The sequence below is a fragment of the Tardiphaga sp. GW821-FHT12E02 genome, from assembly GCF_058807155.1.
Genome location: NZ_JBXAQK010000001.1, coordinates 4,407,414 through 4,420,561 on the forward strand (window position 1 = coordinate 4,407,414; position 13,148 = coordinate 4,420,561).

At 60.8% G+C, this 13,148-nt stretch carries 18 protein-coding genes and 1 tRNA gene; 8 read left to right on the plus strand and 11 right to left on the minus strand.

Annotated elements, in window-relative coordinates; translation table 11 throughout:
- Nucleotides 1–147 precede the first annotated feature (147 nt).
- The 3 genes from AC1RQ5_RS20955 to AC1RQ5_RS20965 all read left to right on the plus strand — a co-directional run bounded on the left by AC1RQ5_RS20955 (nucleotide 148) and on the right by AC1RQ5_RS20965 (nucleotide 2,375).
- Nucleotides 148–705: a PAS domain-containing protein gene (locus AC1RQ5_RS20955; RefSeq protein ID WP_398474517.1), complete on the plus strand. Its 558-nt coding sequence runs from the start codon at nucleotides 148–150 to the stop codon at nucleotides 703–705.
- A gap of 129 nt (nucleotides 706–834) precedes the next feature.
- Complete coding sequence (locus AC1RQ5_RS20960; protein ID WP_493201496.1) at nucleotides 835–1,449, plus strand: PilZ domain-containing protein; 615 nt, start codon at nucleotides 835–837, stop codon at nucleotides 1,447–1,449.
- A gap of 308 nt (nucleotides 1,450–1,757) precedes the next feature.
- Nucleotides 1,758–2,375 (plus strand): transglutaminase-like cysteine peptidase, encoded by a 618-nt coding sequence (locus AC1RQ5_RS20965; RefSeq protein ID WP_398474521.1) that lies wholly within the window; start codon nucleotides 1,758–1,760, stop codon nucleotides 2,373–2,375.
- Between the two features lie 172 nt (nucleotides 2,376–2,547).
- Here AC1RQ5_RS20965 and AC1RQ5_RS20970 read toward each other — a convergent pair whose 3' ends face one another.
- The 3 genes from AC1RQ5_RS20970 to AC1RQ5_RS20980 form a co-directional block, all read right to left on the minus strand.
- Nucleotides 2,548–2,736, minus strand: a complete 189-nt coding sequence (locus AC1RQ5_RS20970; RefSeq protein ID WP_493201499.1) for a hypothetical protein — start codon at nucleotides 2,734–2,736, stop codon at nucleotides 2,548–2,550.
- Between the two features lie 235 nt (nucleotides 2,737–2,971).
- Nucleotides 2,972–3,325, minus strand: a complete 354-nt coding sequence (locus AC1RQ5_RS20975; RefSeq protein WP_493201501.1) for a hypothetical protein — start codon at nucleotides 3,323–3,325, stop codon at nucleotides 2,972–2,974.
- 147 nt (nucleotides 3,326–3,472) lie between these two features.
- Complete coding sequence (locus tag AC1RQ5_RS20980) at nucleotides 3,473–3,775, minus strand: hypothetical protein (RefSeq protein ID WP_398474527.1); 303 nt, start codon at nucleotides 3,773–3,775, stop codon at nucleotides 3,473–3,475.
- A gap of 104 nt (nucleotides 3,776–3,879) precedes the next feature.
- On the opposite strand from AC1RQ5_RS20980, the gene AC1RQ5_RS20985 reads away from it, so the two are divergent.
- Nucleotides 3,880–4,164: a hypothetical protein gene (locus AC1RQ5_RS20985; protein WP_493201503.1), complete on the plus strand. Its 285-nt coding sequence runs from the start codon at nucleotides 3,880–3,882 to the stop codon at nucleotides 4,162–4,164.
- Nucleotides 4,165–4,392: 228 nt separating this feature from the next.
- Here AC1RQ5_RS20985 and AC1RQ5_RS20990 read toward each other — a convergent pair whose 3' ends face one another.
- Together AC1RQ5_RS20990 and AC1RQ5_RS20995 are read right to left on the minus strand one after the other, a co-directional pair.
- Complete coding sequence (locus AC1RQ5_RS20990) at nucleotides 4,393–4,923, minus strand: gamma carbonic anhydrase family protein (RefSeq protein WP_493201505.1); 531 nt, start codon at nucleotides 4,921–4,923, stop codon at nucleotides 4,393–4,395.
- An 82-nt stretch (nucleotides 4,924–5,005) separates the two neighbouring features.
- Nucleotides 5,006–5,335: a DUF6949 family protein gene (locus AC1RQ5_RS20995; RefSeq protein ID WP_398474533.1), complete on the minus strand. Its 330-nt coding sequence runs from the start codon at nucleotides 5,333–5,335 to the stop codon at nucleotides 5,006–5,008.
- A gap of 238 nt (nucleotides 5,336–5,573) precedes the next feature.
- Here AC1RQ5_RS20995 and AC1RQ5_RS21000 point away from each other — a divergent pair, with 238 nt between their 5' ends.
- Nucleotides 5,574–6,278: a hypothetical protein gene (locus tag AC1RQ5_RS21000; RefSeq protein WP_493201506.1), complete on the plus strand. Its 705-nt coding sequence runs from the start codon at nucleotides 5,574–5,576 to the stop codon at nucleotides 6,276–6,278.
- 62 nt (nucleotides 6,279–6,340) lie between these two features.
- Here the strand turns inward: AC1RQ5_RS21000 and AC1RQ5_RS21005 are convergent, their stop codons facing one another.
- From AC1RQ5_RS21005 to AC1RQ5_RS21025, 5 genes are all read right to left on the minus strand, one after another.
- Nucleotides 6,341–7,270, minus strand: coding sequence for an exonuclease domain-containing protein (locus AC1RQ5_RS21005; protein WP_493201508.1), 930 nt, complete (start codon nucleotides 7,268–7,270; stop codon nucleotides 6,341–6,343).
- Nucleotides 7,271–7,392: 122 nt separating this feature from the next.
- On the minus strand, nucleotides 7,393–7,611 hold the full coding sequence (locus tag AC1RQ5_RS21010) for a DUF3126 family protein (protein WP_211909241.1): 219 nt from the start codon (nucleotides 7,609–7,611) through the stop codon (nucleotides 7,393–7,395).
- A 175-nt stretch (nucleotides 7,612–7,786) separates the two neighbouring features.
- Nucleotides 7,787–8,614, minus strand: coding sequence for a serine O-acetyltransferase (gene cysE, locus AC1RQ5_RS21015; protein ID WP_398474537.1), 828 nt, complete (start codon nucleotides 8,612–8,614; stop codon nucleotides 7,787–7,789).
- Between the two features lie 233 nt (nucleotides 8,615–8,847).
- Nucleotides 8,848–9,600, minus strand: a complete 753-nt coding sequence (locus AC1RQ5_RS21020) for an alpha/beta fold hydrolase (protein WP_493201511.1) — start codon at nucleotides 9,598–9,600, stop codon at nucleotides 8,848–8,850.
- Between the two features lie 50 nt (nucleotides 9,601–9,650).
- Nucleotides 9,651–10,829 carry a hypothetical protein gene (locus AC1RQ5_RS21025; RefSeq protein WP_493201513.1) on the minus strand — a complete coding sequence of 393 codons (1,179 nt, stop codon included), beginning with the start codon at nucleotides 10,827–10,829 and terminating at the stop codon, nucleotides 9,651–9,653.
- 225 nt (nucleotides 10,830–11,054) lie between these two features.
- Here AC1RQ5_RS21025 and AC1RQ5_RS21030 point away from each other — a divergent pair, with 225 nt between their 5' ends.
- Entirely contained in the window at nucleotides 11,055–11,300 is a 246-nt protein-coding gene (locus AC1RQ5_RS21030) for a zinc-finger domain-containing protein (RefSeq protein WP_398474544.1), read from the plus strand.
- Between the two features lie 9 nt (nucleotides 11,301–11,309).
- Nucleotides 11,310–12,476, plus strand: coding sequence for an FAD-dependent monooxygenase (locus tag AC1RQ5_RS21035; RefSeq protein ID WP_493201515.1), 1,167 nt, complete (start codon nucleotides 11,310–11,312; stop codon nucleotides 12,474–12,476).
- Between the two features lie 10 nt (nucleotides 12,477–12,486).
- Here the strand turns inward: AC1RQ5_RS21035 and AC1RQ5_RS21040 are convergent, their stop codons facing one another.
- Nucleotides 12,487–12,891: a twin-arginine translocation pathway signal gene (locus AC1RQ5_RS21040; RefSeq protein WP_493201517.1), complete on the minus strand. Its 405-nt coding sequence runs from the start codon at nucleotides 12,889–12,891 to the stop codon at nucleotides 12,487–12,489.
- Nucleotides 12,892–13,018: 127 nt separating this feature from the next.
- On the opposite strand from AC1RQ5_RS21040, the gene AC1RQ5_RS21045 reads away from it, so the two are divergent.
- Nucleotides 13,019–13,104 (plus strand) — tRNA-Leu (locus AC1RQ5_RS21045).
- Nucleotides 13,105–13,148 lie beyond the last annotated feature (44 nt).

A 13,148-nucleotide genomic window follows, 5' to 3' on the forward strand; every position in this document is an offset into this window, starting at 1 on the left:
GGAAAAGCCAAAGCGACTCAGTGGAAAACGCGGTTTCGGCATGGACGCTGCAATGACCTCTCTGCACAACATGTAGCGGTCGGTATTGGATGGATTCGGGACAGACTTGTCCCTGTTCGCCTGCTGGCCGGGTCAGGATCAGCGCGCATGAAACATCCTTCGAACCGGAAGTTTTTCGCCTATTGGGACGAAAAGCGCGGTTTTGCGCGTGCGCCCGATCGCAGCGAGATCGAGCCCGGCCCGATGCGCGAATTGCTCGGCGACATCTTCGTGCTCGGCTATGACAAGGCCGCCAATTTCCCGTTCCGTGTCGCCGGCACCAGAGTTTGTGCCCTGCTCGGCCGCGACCTGAAGAACAAGCCGTTCCCAGAACTCTTCAGCCTCGCCGGTCGTAGCGAGATCGAGGAGATGGTCACCGTCGTTTCCGAGGAATTGCTGGTCGCCGTCGCCGGCGTCACGGCCCACACCGAATTCGGCGACAAGGCCCATCTGGAGCTGCTGCTGCTCCCCTTCGCCGCCCGCGCGCATACGCCGATCAGCCTCACCGGTCTCCTGGCGCCAATGACGCCGTTCAACGGGCGCCTCGGCCCGATGCAGGTCACATCCTATCGCTATCTCGCCCATCAGCCGCAGCGCTTTGCGCCGCGCGTGATGCGCAAGCTGCAGGCCGCGCGTGGCCTGATGGTCTATGAAGGCGTGAGCTGAACGACCTCTACGCGACCAACTCTTAGACTCACCCCAAAGGGTTGCGGAAAAGTGGTATATGTAACGCCGCATTAACCTTGTGCGCCGTACGGTCAGTGCGAATTTCTCCGCAGGACCGGCCTGACACCGATGGCGCTCGCCCAGACAAAATCGATTCTTCCTTCTCCTGAAGAACGGCGACGCTTCCAGCGCGTGAAAGTCCATCTTCTCGGCCGCTATATGCTGCCGGATCGCCGCGAATTCCCCTGCCAGGTCATCAACATGTCTCCCGGCGGACTCGCGCTGCTCGGCCCCGGCATCGGCCAGGTCGGCGACCGCGTCATCGCCTATCTCGACCATATCGGCCGCGTCGAAGGCAAAATCACGCGCATTATCGACAATGGCTTTGCCATGACCGTGGGTGCCACCCCGCGCAAGCGTGACAAACTGGCGGCGCAGCTGACCTGGCTCGCCAATCGCGACATTCTCAATCTGCCGGAAGATCGCCGCCACGACCGTATCGTGCCGCGCAACCCGATCGTTGTCCTCACGCTCGAGGACGGCATCCAGATGAATGTCCGCATCATCGACCTGTCGCTGTCCGGCGCCGCCATCGCGGCGGAGAAGCGTCCGCCGCTGAATGCCCAGGTCATGCTTGGCCGCATCTCCGCGCGCGTCGTCCGTCACCTCGAAGACGGCTTCGCGCTGGAGTTCGCGCATGAGCAGTCTCCGGAGACACTGGAAGACAGCGTCAACGCGCGGTAAACGCGACAGCGCACCAAATCCCGATTTTGCAGTGTTGTGAGTGTGCTATCTGCACCAGCAGATACCGCACGCGCGCGGTCAGGTTAATCGCCGCAGTTAACACGCGCCAAGACGCGTCGCGCCCGGTTCCTTGTTTTCCAGCATTTCGACGATTAACACGCGCGATTTTACGCAAACCCGAATGCATAAAATTTGAATCAATTTTTCCGCGTGTTTGAATTGTAGTCGTCTCAATTGCACTTCGCCGACTTAGCGGCGACGAAAATCCTTCCTGCCAATGATGGTCCCAACAAGAACGGGGGCCAACAATGGCTGGTAACACGGGGCGTATCACTGGATTTGTCGTTGCGGCAATCCTGTGCGGACTTTCTGCGACAGCGCATGCTGCTGGCGAAAAACTTTATGCAAGTCTCGGCGACACGACACGTGCGCCGATTGGTTGGGTCGAATTCTGCTCGGAGAATCCGGGCGAGTGCCGCGGTGGTGCCACGCAGCCACGCGACATCGTAATTACGCAGACGGCGTGGAAGGATCTGGTGCGGGTCAATCGTTGGGTCAACGAGACGATCAAGCCGATCACCGACATGGATCATTGGGGTGTGATCGAGAAATGGTCACTGCCCGACGACGGCTACGGCGATTGCGAAGACTACGTCTTGCTCAAGCGCAAGATGCTGATCGAGGCCGGTTGGCCGCGTGAAGCACTGCTGATCACTGTGGTGCGCGACAAGAAGGGCGACGGCCATGCCGTGCTCACCGTGAAGACCGACAAGGGCGAATACGTGCTCGATAATCAGAACGAGAACGTGCTCGCCTGGACCGAGACCGGCTACCGCTTCGTCAAGCGTCAGTCGCAGAGCGATCCGAACCAGTGGGTGTCGCTCGGTGACAACCGCCCGGCCACCGCGACTGCCAGCGCTCGCTGATCACAACAGGAATTGGAGACACGCGACCCGGTCACATCCCCACCCCTCCCCGTCCCAGACCGGATCGCGCGCGGCCGAACCTCCCCCAAGGTTCGGCCGCAACTTTTTGGGATCAGACGAAAGCACGAGCGCAGCGCACCAGCGCCTCATAGCGATCGCATCATGCAGAGAGTTAGCCGCGGCGAATTCTGTTGGGGTCGCGCGTACCATCAGCCCGGTAACCGAAGCGCGCGAGCGCTGTCGCCGCGATGCGCTGGCCGAAGCGGCGCTCCAATTCGCAGAACATCCAGACAAAGGCCGTCGCGAGCGCGCACACAATCGCCACGAAGAGAAGCGTGAGGTGAGAAATGTCAAAGGTCATGATCATCTGCCCGGATCTGCAAGCCGAAACCTGCAATTGACGAACCAGCCGACCTGACGTCCCCTCGCGCTTATCGGGCTGCGCAAACCTCAAGCGACGCGCAGCACAGAGATACCGCAACAGCGCCCGATTGCGACTTTAGTAGCATAATCGCCGCCCACCTTTAAGCGCCGTGAGCGAAGCGCTCCCCTACGCCGGGCGCATAAGGGCACTCGCGCTGCACGGATCAATTTACCTATTCGCAGACTTCAACGCGGCGAACGCGCCAGCCTTTGGCGGTGCGAACCCGCTGATTGGCCAAGCGACAGCCGCCGAGATCCTCGTAGCGATAGATCGAGGGGTAGCCATAGCCATACCCGTAATACGGGCCGTAGCCGTAATAGCCGGGGTAACCCAGACCGAAGCCGAAACCAGCGCCGCGGTAGAAACCGCCACGATAGAAGCCACCGCCATGGAAACCACCGCCGCGGAAACCGCCTCCATGAAAACCACCACCACCATGGAAGCCGCCGCGTGCAGAGGCCACCGACGGCACCGCAAGTGCAAGCGTTGCAACCGCGACTACTCCCAACATCACCTTGCGTAACATAGCCACTCTCCACCAGCGCCTATCGCGCCACCGTTGGTAGCTATCTAACCCATGACGGAGGGCTTGCGGAATTCAAACACCGTCACTTGTTCGCGACCGGTTGTGATGGTTTTTCAATATTAAAAATGCGGCTCCGCCCCCTGCGGATCAACAGCCCTTGCAGATATTCTTCACCTTGCGGTCGACGTCGCGATCCTGCTTGTCGACGAGATCGTTGCCGGTGCTCGGCTTGCCATCAAGGGACTGCCCGGTGCCGCTGGCACCGGTTGTGATACCGGCTGGCGCGCGGCCTCCGCTTGAATTCGCGGTGCCAGCACTATTTGTGCCCGCAGCGCCGCCAGTTGCACCACCACCGCCTGCTCCGCCGGCGCTGCTCTGCGCAAAGGCCAGTGTCGATGACATCAGCGTAACAGCGGCAGCGATTGCGATAAATTTCGATGTGTAAGCCATCGGAGATCTCCCTTTCGAGGGCAACGACAGTTGGACGCACCAGTTCCCGCATCCGGAACGAATCCGCCATGCGAGGCTTGATTCGCACAACACGGATTCATGCCATGCGAAAGCTGATCGGCTTCGACGACGACACGCTGGACAAGCTCACCCAGCTCGGCCGCGATCGCATGGCAACGATCCAGGAGCTTGCCGATGAGGCTTTCGCCGATCTTCTCAAAAAGCACGGCGTGCCGATCGACCTGCCGGATGCGCTGCGCAAGAGCGTGAAAAATGCCGGTCAGCCGCCATCACCGCGCCGGACGAAAGTGCGTGCAAGCAAGTCACCCGCAACAAGGAAGCGACCACATGCCAAACGAGCCGCAAAAAGATCCGTTCGTCGAGGGTGAAGGCGCCGCGGAAAAGAATATCCCCGCCGAAGCCAATCCGTATCAGGAAGGGACTGAGGACTTCGCACTATGGAGCGCCGGCCATGAGCGTGTGGCCAGCGCGATAGAAGCGCGGGAGTCGGAAGGCACGTAACATGTAGGGTGGGCAAAGGTGCGCAGCACCGTGCCCACCGTCTCATGTTCGGGCGAATGGTGGGCACGCGTTGCTTTACCACCAACCGATGTGCTTCAGCCGATTTTTTTCATGCCCTGCTTGAAGCGTGGACCGTTGGCCGCATAGAAGCGCGCGGCGCTGCCCATGGCTGTCACCTGCTCGGGGGACAGCGTGCGGATGACGCGTGCGGGCGAACCGATGATCAACGAGTTCTCCGGAAATTCCTTGCCTTCGGTGATCACCGAACCGGCGCCGACGATGCTGTTCTTGCCGATGCGCGCGCCATTCATCACGATCGACCCCATGCCCACGAGCGCACCATCCTCGATAGTGCAGCCGTGCAGGATCACGTTGTGCCCAACGGTGCAGTTCTTGCCGATGGTGAGCGGAAAGCCCTTGTCGGTGTGGCAGGTGCAGTTGTCCTGCACATTCGAGCCTTCGCCGATCTCGATCCATTCATTGTCGCCACGCAACACCGCGCCGAACCAGACGCTGGCCTGCGATTTCAAACGGATCTTGCCAATTACATCGGCAGTATCGGCGATGAAGTAATTTCCGTCGGCCGGAAGGTCCGGGCCCTGCCCGTCGAGTTCGTAAATTGCCATGAGTGCTTGGTCTCCCTATGCGGATCACACTGCCATGAAGCAGCATGCGGAGACCAGTGCGCGTAAACGCGAAGGTTTATGCTCAGGCGATGATACCGAGGGCCTGCAGCGTCAGGACGATGAAGGTGCCCGACATCAAGCTCCAAAATCCGGCAAGCACTGTCGCAATCATCACGAACTGGATGCGATGCTGATCCGGCGCACCGGAACGCAGCGTGTTGCGCATGATGATGAAGGGCGCCGTGAAGACCAGCAGCGGCACGGCTGCAAAACCTTCCGGGGTCGGACCCTGCTGCAGCAATGCGAAGCTCGGCGGCCGGCTGACAAAAGCCTGGTAAGCGCTGGCGATCGCACCGGCGATTGCAAAACCGATAGCGAGCTGAAGGAAACAGTTGAGTGCAATGGGAGACATAAGAAAATCTTCTGGGTCGATTTGTTGTTCTCTCTCGCAATGCACCATATTGCGACCGAACGCCACAGTTACGTTAAAAAATCGTTAACGCGATCTCTTCAATTTTACGTGGAGGAAAAGAGTACGTCGGTTCCACTCAGCGAACAGCGAGGCGTTAACCATTCAAGTGCATGTTCGACCGGTTGATTCGCCCATGGAGACGCCGTGGGTCTGTTGAGTGGTAGCTGCTTACGCGCGCATGTCCTTGTTGTTTCCTACCCACCCGACGACCCGGCCACGCCGCCAGCGTCGTCAAAGCCATCTCGTGCCAATTCTGTTTGGTGTGGCTCTCGCCGCCCCTGCCGTGGCGGTGGTGGCCTATCTGTTATGGCCGACCTGGCAGAGCCAGAAGGCTGGAGATCCCGACCGCATTCCGGTGAGCGTCGGCTCCACGCTGTTCAACGTCCAGACCCATGCATTCCGCCGCAAGGTGCAAAAGCATTCGGGCCCGCAGGAGCGTGTCGATCTCAGCTATGTCTATCCTTCGCTGGAAGCGAGCGAAGCACCGCGTCATGTGACCGTGGAGAATTTCGACGAGCATGTGCAGCCGATCGACCGCATCTTCCTGTCGATCTCGGCGCATCACAATGCGACATCGCCGGATGCGCGGCTGCGTACGATCTATCCACTCTATGCAGATCAGGCGTCACGCAGTGCCGACGGGCTGACCATTCAGCCCTTCTATGACAACACGCCCTATGCGAAGGAAGACCTCTTTCTGGGCAGCGCGCCGAAGTTAGCCGCGCGTTGCACGCGAGATGGGGCCACTCCAGGTATGTGCATGAGCGAACGCCGCATCGGCGGCGCCGATCTCATCTTCCGCTTCCCACGCGCATGGCTCGACGACTGGCGCACAGTCGGTGAGGCCATGGACCGTCTGTCGACACAGTTGGGCGGACAGTGAGCGAGCTGCTCCTGACTGGACGTCCCAGTCATCGACTGGGACACCTGCTTTACGTTGATGCTTTATCCAACCATCTGCAGAAATTCGCTTTCCCCGACGATGCGGACAGACAAGCCCTCCGCGATCATCTCTTCGACCTTGCGATGTTTCCTGCTCTTCACGTTCCCGCGTGTCAGCCTGAGATCCTGATCGCCAACGACCAGCACTGTGACCTTCCTGCTGACCGTATCGACGACATTGCAGCCTGCCTTTGCGGCGAGGCTGGCCGCCTCGCTTCGATGCATCTGTAGAAAACCGGTGAACAGGACCGTTTCACCGATGAGCAGTCCATTACGTTCACCCGGCTGCGCATAACGCGCAAAGGCCTCATTTCTTCGCGGCACAACCACGCGCGGTGCGTCACGGACAGTGCGCCTGGCAGCCTGTCCGACCACACCGAGCCAATCCTCCAGATCGAGCCCGGAATCCTCAAGCGCCTTGAGCATGATCAACCCACACGCCCGCGCGTCCTCTTCTGCCTCGTGATGACGGAATTTGATCTCGAAGGATCGGCTGAGATTGGCGAGACCGAAACCGCCAGCATCCGCAAATTCGCGCCATGTGCGCCGCGCAACAGCCAGCGTGTCGAGCCAGAAACACTCCAGCTCGGTAACGCCATAACGGGCGGCTGCGCTTGCGAAGGCGCGACGATCGAACGAGCTGTGATGAGTAACAATCGTCCCGTTCAGCGACTGCGCAAGAACGGGAAACACCTGGGCCATTGTCGGCTTGCCGACGACATCGCTCGGGCGAATACCGTGAATGGCAATATTTCCGGGATCAAAGGGTCCTTGCGGATCCACAAGGATCGTCAGCGACTTGAAGATCTTTCCGGCACGAAAGTGCACCAGCCCGATCGAGCAAATGCTGCCCACATCGGCGTTGGCCGTCTCGACATCCAAGGCAATGAAATCGGTAACGCGTGCCATCCCCATCCCCTCGCTGAGGATCACTCAACTTCGGGGCGATCGCAAGCATACTCGCACGCGAAACAGCTTGTGTTCTGCAACTGCATGGCCGGCATCAAGCCGGCCACAAACGCGTAACTGCCCGCACTTGCGGACAGTCGTTCGCTTTACTCGCTGTCGGCGAGATCTTCTTCCAGGATCGCCATCTGGAACTGGAACGAGCGATCATCGTCTTCGTCATCGACAAACAACACGCCGACGAATTCTTCACCGATATAGACTTCGGCGGAGTCGTCCTTCTTAGGGCGTGGCACGACGCGAATCTTCTGGTTGCCGAATACGCGCTTGAGATAGGCGTCGAGTTTTCTGACTTCCTGAACGTCCACAGGCGTCTCCAATGCAGGTGATGTGGGATGGGCTGATGGAGAAACGTTTAATCCGAGATGACGCGTACGGCTAGGCCGTTTGTCGAAAATTCACGTCATCCACCGCGCGAATGAGACGCGCATTTTGCTTGCACATGCGTCGGAATTCGTATTCCGGCACAGACCGCCGCAATGCTTACAAACCGAGTGCGTTGAGCATCTGATTCATGGTGCGCGACGGCTCCGAACACCCCGCCTCGCCCACGATTTTCGCCGGCACACCAGCCACCGTGACATTGTGCGGTACAGGCTTCACGACCACCGAGCCCGCAGCGATACGCGCGCAATGGCCGACTTCGATATTGCCGAGAATTTTTGCGCCCGCGCCGATGAGAACACCGCGACGAATTTTTGGATGGCGATCCTCGTTTTCCTTGCCGGTGCCGCCGAGCGTCACACCATGCAGGATCGAGACATCGTCTTCGATCACAGCCGTTTCACCGACGACGAAGCCGGTGGCATGATCGAGGAAAATGCCTCGACCGATCTGGGCTGCTGGATTGATATCAGTCTGGAACGCGCTGGACGCGCGGCTCTGCAGATACCACGCAAAGTCCTTGCGACCTTTGTTATAAAGCCAATGCGCAAGACGATGCGACTGGATCGCGTGAAAGCCTTTGAAATAAAGCAGTGGGTCGATGAAGCGCGAGGTCGCGGGATCGCGATCGAACACGGCGACCAGATCCGAACGGAAGGCATTGCCGATATCAGGGTCGTCGCGCAGAGCTTCATTATAGGTCTGGCGGATCAGGTCGCCGGACAGCGCCGCATGATCGAGGCGCTCGGCGACGCGATGCACCACGGAATCTTCAAGGCGATTGTGATGCAGCACCGTCGAATAGATGAAGGATGCAAGCTCAGGCTCGCGATGCACGATATCCTCGGCCTCACTGCGGATTCGATCCCAGATCGGGTCCAGAGTTGCGAGTTTCGCAGTGATAGGAACGGTGCTCTGCACGGCCATGGCGGACTCGCAAATTCATCAATTGGGCAGGGACTATAGCACAGTGCCCGACGCTGTCGTAACGGGCCTCATGCCATCGTGAATGCCGGCTTACCCGGTAATTGCGCGTTAACCCTTTGGATTCGCGTGACTTACCAGGAACGATCCAGCACGCCCAATTACCGGGCGTGCGAAAGAAGTGGGCGGTCCTGCGGTGGAATCAAGGCCCCGCATCGCCGCCGGCGATGACGTGATCAGTTCTGCCGCGACAGGAAGTCGAGCACGCCTTCCTTGTAGACGCGGTCCCCAACCGCCCGCATGTGGTCGCGGTTGGGGATATCCAGCACTTCTGAGCCCGGAATGACCTTTTCGAGATCATGCGCGGAACCGGAGACATCGTCGGTGGTACCGACCGCGATCAAGACCGGCACCTTGATCGCGCCAGCCTCTTCATAGGTCATCAGCCGGCGTGAGCCCCGCAGGCACGCAGCGAGGGCGCGGCGGTCCGATCGTGTCTGGTCCGCGAAAGCACGGAAGGTACGGCCCATGGGATCGGAGACGTCATCGAGCGACGCTGCCTCAAGGGCAGTGGCGACATTTTCGCCGGGACCACCGCCCTTGATCAGACCGATGCCGATGCCGCCGAGGATCGCACAACGCAGCACCTCCGGATGGCTATAGGCGATATAGGCGGTGATGCGCCCGCCCATCGAATAGCCCATCATGTCGGTGCGCTCGATATTCAGATGCTTGAGCAGCGCACGCACGTCGGCAGCCATGGTACCAATGCCGTATTGTTCGGAATCGTAAAGTTTGGTGGAATCGCCGTGGCCGCGATTGTCGAGCGCAATGACGCGGCGGCCGTGCTTTTTCAACTCGGACACCCAGGTCGGATATACCCAGTTGACGTTCTTGCTCGAGGCGAAGCCATGCACGAGCACGATGGGCTCGCCCTCGCCTTCATCGAGATAAGCAATTTCGACTGCGCCGTTGTGGAAGCTCGGCATCCAGGATTCCGTATGATTGAGACATGCAATGTGGGTGGGAAGCGGCGAATTTAGCCGTGTGCGAGGACCGGCGCCAGTGCAGGAGGTGACACGTTAGCGCGTGTGGCCATGTTCTGAAGTAATACGTCCTGACGTGCGGCGAGCTCGCGCTTGATCCGGCGGAGCTTGGATCGCTGCAGATAGGACCAGGTGATGCGCTCGGTGGTTGCCTTGATCGAGATGACGAGCCCGATCAGCATCCACAGCGCCCAGAACAGCCATAGACCGAGCTGGAAAGCGCCTGCTGCGAGGGCGACTGCGCCGCGGCCAAATAATTTGATGATCGCCCGCGTCTGACCGCCTTTGGCGACGGCAAGCTTCGATGCACGCGCCACATCCTTCGGCCCTTGCGCGATGCGCAGCGTATCCAGCGCGCCGCGTGTACCCGCCTTCTCGCCAACACGGCCAACATCCTTGGCAAAGCGAACAATGTCGCCCGCTTTCTCGGCACGGAACGCGGTCTTGATCGCAGCCACTGTTTGGCCTGGCCGAAACACCGAGGCGTTCGCCATCGCATCCTTGAGCACCGGCCCATCCACCATGCCGCGCGCCGAACGCGCTGCCCATGTGGTGAGCCCCTCGCCGATCCGCCCGACCTTTCGCGCGTCTTTCACAAGTGTCAGCCCAGCCCGCACCGGCGCGACACCGCCCGCACTGGCATAAGTTGCTGCAGTGACGGCGAGGCCTGCCGCCGCAAGGCCCAGAATCAGGTGATCGGTCTCCTCGCCGAACGCCAGATGCTTGCCTTCCCGGATCGCGTCGCGGATATCGCCGAACACGAACAGATCGCCGGCGACTGTTCCCGACAGGCTGCCGATGTCATCGGCATTGCCGGTCACGAAGCCCGTCGCAAAGCGTTTCGCGAAATTGGCTGCGGATGTATCCACCGCCACCGCATCCCCGACACGCTGGGTGAGATCCTCGGGCAGCTTCACGTTGCGCGCTGCGGCGAGGTCGATAAAACTCTTGGCGAGATCGGCGTCCTTAGCCGCTAAAGCCTCCTCGGCCTGCTTTGCCAGCATATCCGGGTCGCGGCGCAGCGCGGCGCTCACTTGCGCATCAGCCAGCGCCACGGGATCGTCCTGCGCCAGCAATACCGCCCCTGCGTCGCGCGCATGCGGCCACACGAGCAGGCTCACGGTCGCGCAGACCGCAATCCCCGTCAGAGCCGTATCGAGCCGAAAGCGCATTCCGAAACCTTATCCTTGCACCTCTTATCAAGTGGTGCGTCACGGTTCGGACACAACCGCCCCGACGAAAGAAGGGCTATCCGGAAACGCCTAAACTGTGTCGAATTTGCAGGACTGAATGCCAGTTCCGCAGTCTAGGAATCAGCGTCCGAGGCCAGTATGGTGCACCGCACTGAACGGCCGCGCGACGTCAGCGCGCGACTGTTGCAAGCAAAGGTAGATACGATGTCCGACCACGTGGTTCCGCACTTTCACAATGACGCCGGCGTTCCGATCATCGAGATCGGCTCGAAGGAGTTCATGTGCGTGGGCGCCAACCCGCCGTTCGACCATCCGCACGTGTTTCTCGACCTGGGCGACGATAACGAGATCATCTGCCCCTATTGCTCGACGCTGTACCGCTACGCTGCCGATCTGCCTGCCGGCCAGGCCCGTCCGCCGGAATGCGTGGTGACGGACAAGGCGGCCTGATCGCCTGACATGCCGTCGCCGCGCACCATCGTCATCGCTGGTGCGGGCGTCGGCGGGTTGACTGCGGCGCTTGCTTTGGCGGCTAAAGGTTTTCGCGTTATTTTGCGCGAAAAGGCCGAGCGGCTGGAAGAAGTCGGCGCCGGCCTGCAACTGTCGCCGAATGCCAGCCGCATCCTGCTCGATCTCGGCCTTCAACCGCAGCTCGCAGGCGCAGTCGTTTGCCCCGAGACAGTCAGCATCAGGACGGCGCGCAGTGGCGGCGAAGTGATGCGCCTGCCGCTGGCTGCGAGCGCCCATGCCGATGCCCCCTACTGGCTGGTGCACCGCGCGGATCTGCAGGGTGCCCTTCTGGCAGCCGTGCAGAGCCATCCCAATATCGACCTGCGCCTCGCCTCGCCGGTGCAGGTCATCGAGGCTGGCGCCGACGCCATTCGCGTCGACGATCTCGAAGCCGCTGCTCTGATCGGCGCTGACGGCGCCTGGTCGGCAGTACGGCGTAAATTCTTCCCGGGCGTCCAACCGGAATTCTCCGGCCTCATTGCGTGGCGAGGCACCTGCAACGCCGCGGCCTTGCCGAGCGACCTCCGGCCCTCCGGCGTGCAGCTCTGGATGGGGCCGCGCGCGCATCTGGTGATCTATCCGATGTCGGCCGGCCAGCGCATCAATCTGGTGGCCATTGTCCCCGGCGCATTGCTTGCGCCCGGCTGGAGCACGCCCGACGGCAGCGATGACCTCAATGCGCATTTCAGCAAGGCGCGCTGGCCCGCCAATGCGCGCGCCATGATCGCTACCATCGATCATTGGGGGCGCTGGCCGCTGTATACGATGCCGGATGGCGGCGCCTGGCACAGCGGCCGTGTTGCGCTGCTCGGCGACGCCGCCCACGCCATGGTCCCCTTTGCCGCGCAAGGCGCCGGCATGGCCATCGAGGATGCGGCTATGCTGGCAAAATGTCTCGGCGAAACGCGGAATGGTGGCGATATCCCTGCCGCACTGGCACGCTACGCCGCGCAGAGAGAGCCGCGCGTCACCCGCGTTCAGCGCACAGCGCGCCAGCAAGGCCAGATTTATCACCTGCAGGAGCCTTTGGCTTTCGCACGCGATACGGTCATGCGTCTGCTCGGCCCAAAGCGGCTGCAGGCACGGCAGGACTGGATTTATAATTGGCGGCTCTAAAAACGAGAGATCAGTGCCCGCGCGACCGTTTGGCGGGAGCCGCAGGCGCCGGGGCTGGTGGCGGAGCCGACGCCACGCATTTGTTTTTCTGCCACTGCTCGTCGGCCAGCTTGGCCTGCGCGCGGGTCGAAATATAATCGTTGCGATAGGCGACTTCGCCAACCACGCTGCCCGCCGTGCCGGTCTGCGCCTTGTCGATCAGACCTTGCAATTCAGCTGTCCGCGTCTGCAGCCGCTTGCGTTCGGCCTCGAGCTGCGGGCAGTCGGAAAGATCATAGATCGACGGATCGACGAACGCGCCAGACAGCATGCCATCACCCATGCTGGCGCAGCCGCCAAGCTGGACGGTCAACAGCAGCGCAGCCGCCGCAGCGATGCGAGACGGCAGATAAGAGCGAGGGACACGAGCGGTCATCGGAGCTTTCTAGGCGGTCAATGTTGAGGTTGCGTAAAGCAGCGCCGGGTGGCCGGATTGAGGCCGGAACAGCTGCGATAGATCCGATTTGGCGTGGGACGCATTTGCGGCTATGCAGACGCGGCCTGCCCCCTTGATGGAATTGGTAGACATACAAGACTTAAAATCTTGAGTCCTCTGGGCGTGCCGGTTCGAGTCCGGCAGGGGGCACCAGGACCACACTAAACCATTGAAAAAGCTGAAAACTCTTAGTCATC

Excerpts from the sequence above, each read along its gene's own strand:
- AC1RQ5_RS20955 (WP_398474517.1), top strand. The coding sequence starts at position 148 with ATGAAACATCCTTCGAACCGGAAGTTTTTCGCCTATTGGGACGAAAAG.
- AC1RQ5_RS20960 (WP_493201496.1), top strand. The coding sequence starts at position 835 with ATGGCGCTCGCCCAGACAAAATCGATTCTTCCTTCTCCTGAAGAACGG.
- AC1RQ5_RS20965 (WP_398474521.1), top strand. The coding sequence starts at position 1,758 with ATGGCTGGTAACACGGGGCGTATCACTGGATTTGTCGTTGCGGCAATC.
- AC1RQ5_RS20970 (WP_493201499.1), bottom strand. The coding sequence starts at position 2,736 with ATGACCTTTGACATTTCTCACCTCACGCTTCTCTTCGTGGCGATTGTG.
- AC1RQ5_RS20975 (WP_493201501.1), bottom strand. The coding sequence starts at position 3,325 with ATGTTACGCAAGGTGATGTTGGGAGTAGTCGCGGTTGCAACGCTTGCA.
- AC1RQ5_RS20980 (WP_398474527.1), bottom strand. The coding sequence starts at position 3,775 with ATGGCTTACACATCGAAATTTATCGCAATCGCTGCCGCTGTTACGCTG.
- AC1RQ5_RS20985 (WP_493201503.1), top strand. The coding sequence starts at position 3,880 with ATGCGAAAGCTGATCGGCTTCGACGACGACACGCTGGACAAGCTCACC.
- AC1RQ5_RS20990 (WP_493201505.1), bottom strand. The coding sequence starts at position 4,923 with ATGGCAATTTACGAACTCGACGGGCAGGGCCCGGACCTTCCGGCCGAC.
- AC1RQ5_RS20995 (WP_398474533.1), bottom strand. The coding sequence starts at position 5,335 with ATGTCTCCCATTGCACTCAACTGTTTCCTTCAGCTCGCTATCGGTTTT.
- AC1RQ5_RS21000 (WP_493201506.1), top strand. The coding sequence starts at position 5,574 with ATGTCCTTGTTGTTTCCTACCCACCCGACGACCCGGCCACGCCGCCAG.
- cysE (WP_398474537.1), bottom strand. The coding sequence starts at position 8,614 with ATGGCCGTGCAGAGCACCGTTCCTATCACTGCGAAACTCGCAACTCTG.
- AC1RQ5_RS21020 (WP_493201511.1), bottom strand. The coding sequence starts at position 9,600 with ATGCCGAGCTTCCACAACGGCGCAGTCGAAATTGCTTATCTCGATGAA.
- AC1RQ5_RS21025 (WP_493201513.1), bottom strand. The coding sequence starts at position 10,829 with ATGCGCTTTCGGCTCGATACGGCTCTGACGGGGATTGCGGTCTGCGCG.
- AC1RQ5_RS21030 (WP_398474544.1), top strand. The coding sequence starts at position 11,055 with ATGTCCGACCACGTGGTTCCGCACTTTCACAATGACGCCGGCGTTCCG.
- AC1RQ5_RS21035 (WP_493201515.1), top strand. The coding sequence starts at position 11,310 with ATGCCGTCGCCGCGCACCATCGTCATCGCTGGTGCGGGCGTCGGCGGG.
- AC1RQ5_RS21040 (WP_493201517.1), bottom strand. The coding sequence starts at position 12,891 with ATGACCGCTCGTGTCCCTCGCTCTTATCTGCCGTCTCGCATCGCTGCG.